Origin of the sequence: Streptomyces boncukensis (assembly GCF_011045075.1) — a bacterium.
Taxonomy (GTDB): Bacteria; Actinomycetota; Actinomycetes; order Streptomycetales; family Streptomycetaceae; genus Streptomyces; species Streptomyces boncukensis.
The window spans coordinates 1-6,824 of the sequence record NZ_JAAKZZ010000412.1 but is presented as its reverse complement, the minus strand read 5'-3'; the positions used below and the strand labels follow the sequence as shown (position 1 = coordinate 6,824).

Sequence of the window (6,824 nt, the reverse complement as noted above, 5' to 3'; positions counted from 1 at the left end):
CCCCGCCGACCGGCGCCACCGTGTTCCCCGTCGACCTGAGCGTCGGCGGGGAGCGCGTCCGCGCGAGCAGCGCTCAGCCATGGACGTGGGACGACTTCACCCGCCCGGCCACGCCCGCGTCGTGGGGCACGACGCCGCGCGAACCGGACGGCACGGTCAACCTGGTCGCCACACGGGGAGCGAGCGAGCTCGGCGCACAGGTCGCATGTGGCCCGGATCCCACTTAGCCTCCGCCAACTTGAAGTAGCAGGTCAAAGGGCTGGTGTGACCGGCTCGGGGTGCTCACGCTGGCCGGGGGCGCCTGTCTACGGAGTAGACCGTCTGCCAGCGGTCGGCCTGCCACTTCCTGCTCCTTGCGCCCGAACGGCCTTCCGCGGTGGGCGCGACTTCTCCCGGAGGCGGAAGACCACCGCCGGTGGAGCCGAACTATGCAGGTGATGTTTCAGGCTGCATGACACCCTCGTGCCGTGTGTCCAAATTTTGGGTTTAGAGACTGCTTTATACCTCTATCGAGCGGAGTATGGGCACTCCTCTGGCGAGTCGCTAAAAGTGAACTATCTCATACGTACTGCAACTGCACACGCGGGAACCAGGAGGGGATCCATGTTCCGAAGCAACAAGACTCGCTTTTTCGCCCTGAGTGCGGCAGGGCTCACCGCTGTAGCAGCGACAACTACTGGCGTGGCTCTTGCAGCCGCGGACAACGTCAGCGCTCCGTACGTTCAGGCCGGCGCCACAGTTAACAGCGCTGGTTCCGCGGAGAACACCAAGGGGGTCGAGTCCACCGAGCGGGCAAGGACCGGCATCTACTGCGTCACGTTCAAGGACACCAACCTGGATGTCACCAAGGCCATCCCCTCTGCGACTTCCCTCAGCACCTTGCACACAGTTCACGTTTCACGGACGAACTCGAACTGTCCCGGGGCGAACACCCTTGCAGTGATCACACGGAATTTCAGTGGGGGACTCGCCAACGCCGGCTTCTCCGTGGCCATCCACTGACGTCATCCATCCCATCTTCGGCGCCCACGGCTCACCCGCCGTGAGGCGCCGAAGTGATGGGCCTGCGAACGCGTACCTGCGCTCTGCCTCCCTCAGCAGGGTCCGCACCCTTCTACGATCCTGTGCATGCTCCTGATCGACGGCACCCTCATCCTCACCTAGTGCTGTGACCGGGATGATTCACCGTGATCGGAAGGCGGCTCGTGGGACGAGCGCACGCGAAACGGCTGGTATTAATGGGGCATGCAGGAAGAGACCGCACGCTCCGCGATCGACACGTTCATCTCCGCATTCAACGCCTCGGCCGACATCTATGTAACTGCCCTGCTCTCCCAGGCCCTGACCTCAGACGTGGTCTTCTGGGGACCGCTGGGTCGCAGCGAAGGAATCGCGGCGGTCGAGCGGTTCGTGCTGGACATCCGGCGCCACCCGGCGGGGACCGGCACGATGGTGCGCTGCTCAGCGGTGGACATGCCTGACGAATGGGCCCGGTACCAGTGGGTCTTCACCACGCCTGATGGAGGCCCCCGCCTGGCGGGAACGGACGTCGTCCATCTGCGACGGAGCCTCATCGACCAGGTCATCGTCTTCGCGGGGGAGATCGAGCCGTCCGCCTCCTGAGTCATCCTTCTGCCGCTGTCCTTCTCCCCCTGCTCCGGGAGTGCCTCATCAACGGCGGATCCGATGATCAAGGAGACGCCCTGATGAGCGAGACCACCACCACCGAGCACGAGGTCGCAGAGGAGCCGGTTGTCGAGTCGGCTGCGGGGGCGGTGTCGGCAGCAGCTGACCAAGCGGGTGCTGGAGTCCGTCCGGGGGGAGATCACCGATCATGTCGGCCGCCTTTCCGGCATCGACGAGATGGTGCTCTCCCTGTCCGCGAAGGGCCTCACGCACGGGGAGATATCGGCCCACCTGGCCCAGGTGTACAGCTGTGGTCCCACGCCTGGGCCGAGATGACCCCTTCCTCTCCTTTCCTCTCCTTCGACGTCGAGATCCGCTAGGTCACCTGCAGCGCGAACGCGATCGAGAGTGAGCTTTCCCCAACCTCAGGTTGAGGCGTGATGAAGCGTGGGGATGGTCTTCATGCTGGCGGTGACCCGGTTGGTGCTACAGCGGAGTCTCCGCGGGAGCTGTTGTGCCGACGTTGCCGCAGCTTGAGACGCAGGCCGCGGAAGGGCACCCGGATGATGCCGCCGGCGCCTTGATACGCCTTGTCCGGCCACGGCACTAGCACTTCACTTCCGCGTCGCGGGGGCGTAGTCACCGGCAGCACGCATGTCTGGCGAGCGCCCGGAACGGTGGGTGAGGCCGGCAGCAGCCGACCTGCCGCATCGGCCGGTGACCGGTCGGTGCGGATCCGGTCTACCGGTTCGCGGCTTCGCGAGAGGTGATCCGGTTTGTACGACCGACCGCGCGGCCCACCGCGTTGCGTACCGCGAGGCCCGGCCGGGTGCGGGGCACCATGAGTCTGGAGAGCAGACCGACGCGTCGCTGTCGCGGGCCCACCTCGCGGCGGAGCCGCGACTCGTAGGCGGCGAAGGCGCGGGCGTGATCACCGGGATGGGCGGCGAGCTCTTCTGCGAGGGCGTAGGCGCCCGCCATTGCCATGCTGGACCCGTCGCCCAGCAGGGCTGTCGCCGCCGCCGCGTCCCCGAGCAGTACGACCCGTCCGCGGGACCACGAGGGCATCCGGACGGTGGTCAGGGGGTCGAAGAACGGCGCCGGGTGGTCGAGGAACGCCGCCACGAGTTCCGGTGCCCGCCACCGCACGTCGGCGTAGGCGTCGGCCACGGTCTGCTTGTGCAGGGCGGTGTTCTTGCGGTCGTGGGGCGCCGGCCGTGCGGCCCGGAAGGTGAAGATCGCGAGCGGAGTGGTCCGTGAGGGGTGGACGACCAGCATCCGGTTCGGCACGGTCAGCATCGTCATCTCGCTCGGGTCCTCGATGGCGTCGGGTTCCAGCGGGACGGTCGCGCCGTACAGGCCCAGATCGCTCGCGAACTGCCGCTCGGGGCCGAATACCAGGCGCCGTACGGTGGAGTGGATCCCATCGGCACCGACTACCAGGTCGAAGCGCCGTGGCGCGGACCGCCGGAAGGTGACGTCGACTCCACCTCCGTCCTGGTCGAGGGCGGTGATCGTGTCGTCGAAGATGAACTCGGCCTCGGTCTGCGCCGACCGGTGGAGCACCTCGGAAAGGTCGGCTCGGGTCACCTCGACCGTCGGCGCCTCGTCCGAGGTGAGCGGGAGTTGCAGGATTCGCCTGCCGTCGGGGTCGAGCAGGGTCAGCGACCGATTGCGGGTGGCGAGTCCGCGGAGCTGCGGGAGGATGCCCATGCGGTCGGCGACCGGGATCGCGGGCCCCTTCACGACGATCGCACTACCACCGGAGCGCAGCTTCCGGGCATGTTCGACGACCGTCGGCCGGTAGCCATTCCGGGAGAGCCAGTGCGCGAGTGCGGGCCCTGCGATTCCGGCACCGACTATCAGTACCTCGGGCTTCTTCATGACGATGACCTCTCGGAGTGTCGATGACCAGGTTTCCCGGCGAGTGCCGGGCCGGGTCGCAGGGAGCGGTGGCACGGGGCAGCGCCACACCAATCAAGGTACGAGCGATTTCGTACCTCAGTGGAGCACACCCTTCAGGTACGATGCAAGACGTACCTGAAGGAGGTGCCGCGTGGCCGGGAAGAACCTGGACGGCCCGGAGGCCGATGTGCTCGATCTGGGTGCGGTGTTTCGCGCCCTCGCCGACGAGCACCGTCGTTCGGTGATGACGGAGTTGGCCGCCGACCACAGCGACAGCGAGCGGGGCTGCAACTCGTTCGATCTTCCGATCTCGAAGCAGACCCAGACCCACCACTTCCGGGTCCTGCGCGAGGCAGGTCTCATCGACGAGATCGACTACGGCAACCGCAAGGGCATCCGACTACGCCGCGCGGACGTCGAGAAGAGGTTTCCCGGGCTGCTCGCGCTCCTGGGAGCAGGGCCCCCGGGCGATACCGCTCCTCGCTGAGCACGAACGGGATCGGTGTCGCTTCGGCCACCGTCCCGCGCTCGTGATCGGTGCCGAGCACTTCCCCGCGCGCTCCCTCACGCCAACACCCACTGAGGGTCCCTCAACCCGCGTGCGGAACGGGGCCACTGGGGTGAGGACGGGGTCCGGGCGTAGCGAAGCTCCTGGTAGCCGGGTGCGTGTCGAGTCCGAGCCGTCCTGCCAGGAGCTTCCGCATGCTTGTCCACCCAGCCGGGGCCGATCTGTCCACCTGCGCTCTGCGCTTCCTCGCCCGCGAGCCGACCGCACGTCGTCTTGCGCAAGGGCCGCGATGGCGCCGGCCGGCCGCCGGACGGCAGGCGCTGCTCGTACTGGCTCATCTACGATGCGGCCATCCCGGCGGGACGGTTCCTGTGGGCGTCGCCCGCGCTGCCGGGGGCGCCCGCGGCACCGCGAAGATCCGTGCACTCGTCGAACAGGCCATGGCCAGCCTCGTCCAGGCCGTCCTCACCCTGCACCTGACATGCACAGACCGAGGATGGCGAGCAGCCAGTTCTTGAAGTCCAGGGACTCCGTCTCGTCCAACTCGGAGGGCTTGGTGCGCGGCCCCCCGCGTCGGCTTCCGGCCGCGCGCGTTACTCCAACGACAACGCACTGACCGTCGCCTCCGTCCTCGGCGGAAGCGACGTGATCGGTGAGGAGGACGTGAGGGGCAGGCTTCTCGGCAACTGACCACCCCACGACGCCCCTTGCGAACAAATCGGAAGGCCACGGCGCCCACGGGCTCCTATCCTCGTTCGAGGCGCTGGCACGGTGCCCCTGCCGACGGTTGGCACTCTTCGGACCAAGGAAGCGTGGTGCAATGACCAGCCGACTCATCGCAATCTCCTTCGACGCGCACCAGCCGGAACACCTGGCGCACTTCTGGTCCGGGGTACTGAACCTGGAGAGGGCCGACGATTTCTACGACGGCGTCGCCCTGATGTCCGGGAACGCGGCCGGATACCGTCTCGGCTTCCGTCCCGCCCAGGCGCAGAAGGCCGCGCAGAACCGGCTGCACTTCGACCTGACCAGCTCCTCCCCGGAGGACCAGCAGGAGACGGTGGCCAGGGCGCTCGGCCTCGGTGCGCAGCACACCGACGTCGGCCAGGGATCGGACGCGTCCCATGTAGTGCTCGCCGACCCCGAGGGCAACGAGTTCTGTGTCATCGAGCCGGACAGCGGTTTTCTCGCCGGCTGCGGCTTCATCGGAGCGCTCGCCTGCGATGGTTCGCAGGCCGTGGGCTCCTTCTGGAGCGAGGCGCTGGGCTGGCCGCTGGTCTGGGACCAGGACGAGGAGACCGCCATCCAGTCACCGAACGGCGGTACGAAGATCACGTGGGGCGGTCCGCCGTTGATGCCGGACCCCGGCAAGGACCTGCACTTCGACCTCGCTCCGGACGGCGACCAGCAGGCCGAGGTCGAGCGTCTGCTCTCCCTCGGAGCGAAGCGTCCCGACGCCGCCCACGGCGAGGACGGCACGGTGCTGCTGACCGACCCCGACGGCAACGGGTTCCGCGTGCTCACGCACCGGTGAGGCCGGTTTCGTGGGTCGGCTTCGCATCCGGCTGAGTGGTGTCGTCCTCCGACGGGTCGAGGGCTCGTGCCGCTGAACCGTCCACGTGCCTGCGCCGCCACGCGGTACAGCAGGGGTATGACGCCGACCAGCTCCGCCCCCGAAGAGGAACCCCCGTGCCGCCCGGGAACGAGGCGGGGGTGATGCCACTGTTCGGAGGAGGGAAGATTCCCCCAACTCGGCTAGGCAGGCGCATGCTCCCTGTCCGCGGAGTATGCCCCTCCTGATGACCGGACCTGCTGAGTTGCAGGCAGCCGACAAGGTCGGGATTCCCTGACGTGTTTCACGCTCCTCCGCCCTCCACGGCCGGGCCGGCCGTAATGCGGCAAAGATCTGGGGCCGGGGTGCTGACAGGGGATGGGCATCGCAGGATCCTCACAGGGAGGGTTCGAAGTTCCCGGAGAGATCGCCCGCATTTCCCGCACTTCCTCGGTTGTTTCCCTGATGTCAGATCAGGGTCGCTCCAACTCGCCGTGCTGAAGTAATCCGACGAAAGAGGAGAACCGATGCCCCACTTACGAAAGTTCGTGATCCCTGCCCTCGTTCCCCTGTTGGCGCTCGTCGGTTTCACCGCGAGCGCCTCGGCAGGGCCACGCGCGGCAGAGCAGGCCGCGCCGTCCACGGACGTCAAGAGACTCGCCGGTGTCTGGCACAACCAGCTGGGGTCCGTCATGAAGCTGAAGGTCGGAGACGACGGCCGGCTCAGCGGCAGCTACGAGTCGGCGGTCGGCAACGCCGAGCGCACCTACGTCCTCACCGGACGCGTCGACGCGGAACCTGCCGGCGGCAAGCAGGGCACGACGCTGGGCTGGACGGTGTCGTGGCGCAACGAATTCCGCAACGCACACTCGAACACGACGTGGAGCGGTCAGTACTTCCGCAAGGGCGGGGAGCGGATCAACACCCAGTGGCTGCTCACACGCTCCACCACGCCCGCCAACGAGTGGGAATCCACATGGGTGGGCCATGACGAGTTCGCCAGAGGTCTGCCTCCGACCAGTCTCACGCAGAAATCCCAGCAGCTCAACGGCAAAATATCCGCTCCCGACCTGCTGCCGTCCGGCCGCTGATCCACACGACGGGAAAGCCGTCCGAAAAGGTATTTCCGGGCAGGCACAGCACACCTGTGGAATTCCCCGCCGGGGCCGGACGCCGGCCGTCACGCCCCGGCGGGGAACAGCGGCGCGGGACGGTCACGGGCCGGGGCGGGCC

Annotated in this window: 6 protein-coding genes and 1 pseudogene; 6 read left to right on the top strand and 1 reads right to left on the bottom strand. The window is 67.6% G+C overall.

Annotated elements, in window-relative coordinates:
* From G5C65_RS38685 to G5C65_RS28340, 3 genes and pseudogenes are all read left to right on the top strand, one after another.
* A pseudogene (locus tag G5C65_RS38685) lies at positions 1 to 227 on the top strand (hypothetical protein); the annotation flags it as partial.
* Between the two features lie 376 nt (positions 228 to 603).
* Positions 604 to 1,002: a hypothetical protein gene (locus G5C65_RS28345; protein WP_165301869.1), complete on the top strand. Its 399-nt coding sequence runs from the start codon at positions 604 to 606 to the stop codon at positions 1,000 to 1,002.
* A 243-nt stretch (positions 1,003 to 1,245) separates the two neighbouring features.
* Positions 1,246 to 1,623, top strand: coding sequence for a nuclear transport factor 2 family protein (locus tag G5C65_RS28340; RefSeq protein WP_165301868.1), 378 nt, complete (start codon positions 1,246 to 1,248; stop codon positions 1,621 to 1,623).
* A gap of 744 nt (positions 1,624 to 2,367) precedes the next feature.
* Here the strand turns inward: G5C65_RS28340 and G5C65_RS28335 are convergent.
* Positions 2,368 to 3,510 (bottom strand): FAD-dependent monooxygenase, encoded by a 1,143-nt coding sequence (locus G5C65_RS28335; RefSeq protein WP_165301867.1) that lies wholly within the window; start codon positions 3,508 to 3,510, stop codon positions 2,368 to 2,370.
* Positions 3,511 to 3,682: 172 nt separating this feature from the next.
* On the opposite strand from G5C65_RS28335, the gene G5C65_RS28330 reads away from it, so the two are divergent.
* The 3 genes from G5C65_RS28330 (at position 3,683) to G5C65_RS28320 (ending at position 6,682) form a co-directional block, all read left to right on the top strand.
* Positions 3,683 to 4,018 carry a winged helix-turn-helix domain-containing protein gene (locus G5C65_RS28330; RefSeq protein ID WP_165301866.1) on the top strand — a complete coding sequence of 112 codons (336 nt, stop codon included), beginning with the start codon at positions 3,683 to 3,685 and terminating at the stop codon, positions 4,016 to 4,018.
* A gap of 841 nt (positions 4,019 to 4,859) precedes the next feature.
* Complete coding sequence (locus G5C65_RS28325) at positions 4,860 to 5,573, top strand: VOC family protein (RefSeq protein WP_165301865.1); 714 nt, start codon at positions 4,860 to 4,862, stop codon at positions 5,571 to 5,573.
* Between the two features lie 545 nt (positions 5,574 to 6,118).
* Positions 6,119 to 6,682: an avidin/streptavidin family protein gene (locus tag G5C65_RS28320; protein ID WP_165301864.1), complete on the top strand. Its 564-nt coding sequence runs from the start codon at positions 6,119 to 6,121 to the stop codon at positions 6,680 to 6,682.
* The last annotated feature ends 142 nt before the right edge of the window (positions 6,683 to 6,824 follow it).

Bases quoted from the DNA above. Each gene is read 5' to 3' on its own strand.
- G5C65_RS28345 (WP_165301869.1), top strand. From the start codon at position 604: ATGTTCCGAAGCAACAAGACTCGCTTTTTCGCCCTGAGTGCGGCAGGG.
- G5C65_RS28340 (WP_165301868.1), top strand. From the start codon at position 1,246: ATGCAGGAAGAGACCGCACGCTCCGCGATCGACACGTTCATCTCCGCA.
- G5C65_RS28335 (WP_165301867.1), bottom strand. From the start codon at position 3,510: ATGAAGAAGCCCGAGGTACTGATAGTCGGTGCCGGAATCGCAGGGCCC.
- G5C65_RS28325 (WP_165301865.1), top strand. From the start codon at position 4,860: ATGACCAGCCGACTCATCGCAATCTCCTTCGACGCGCACCAGCCGGAA.
- G5C65_RS28320 (WP_165301864.1), top strand. From the start codon at position 6,119: ATGCCCCACTTACGAAAGTTCGTGATCCCTGCCCTCGTTCCCCTGTTG.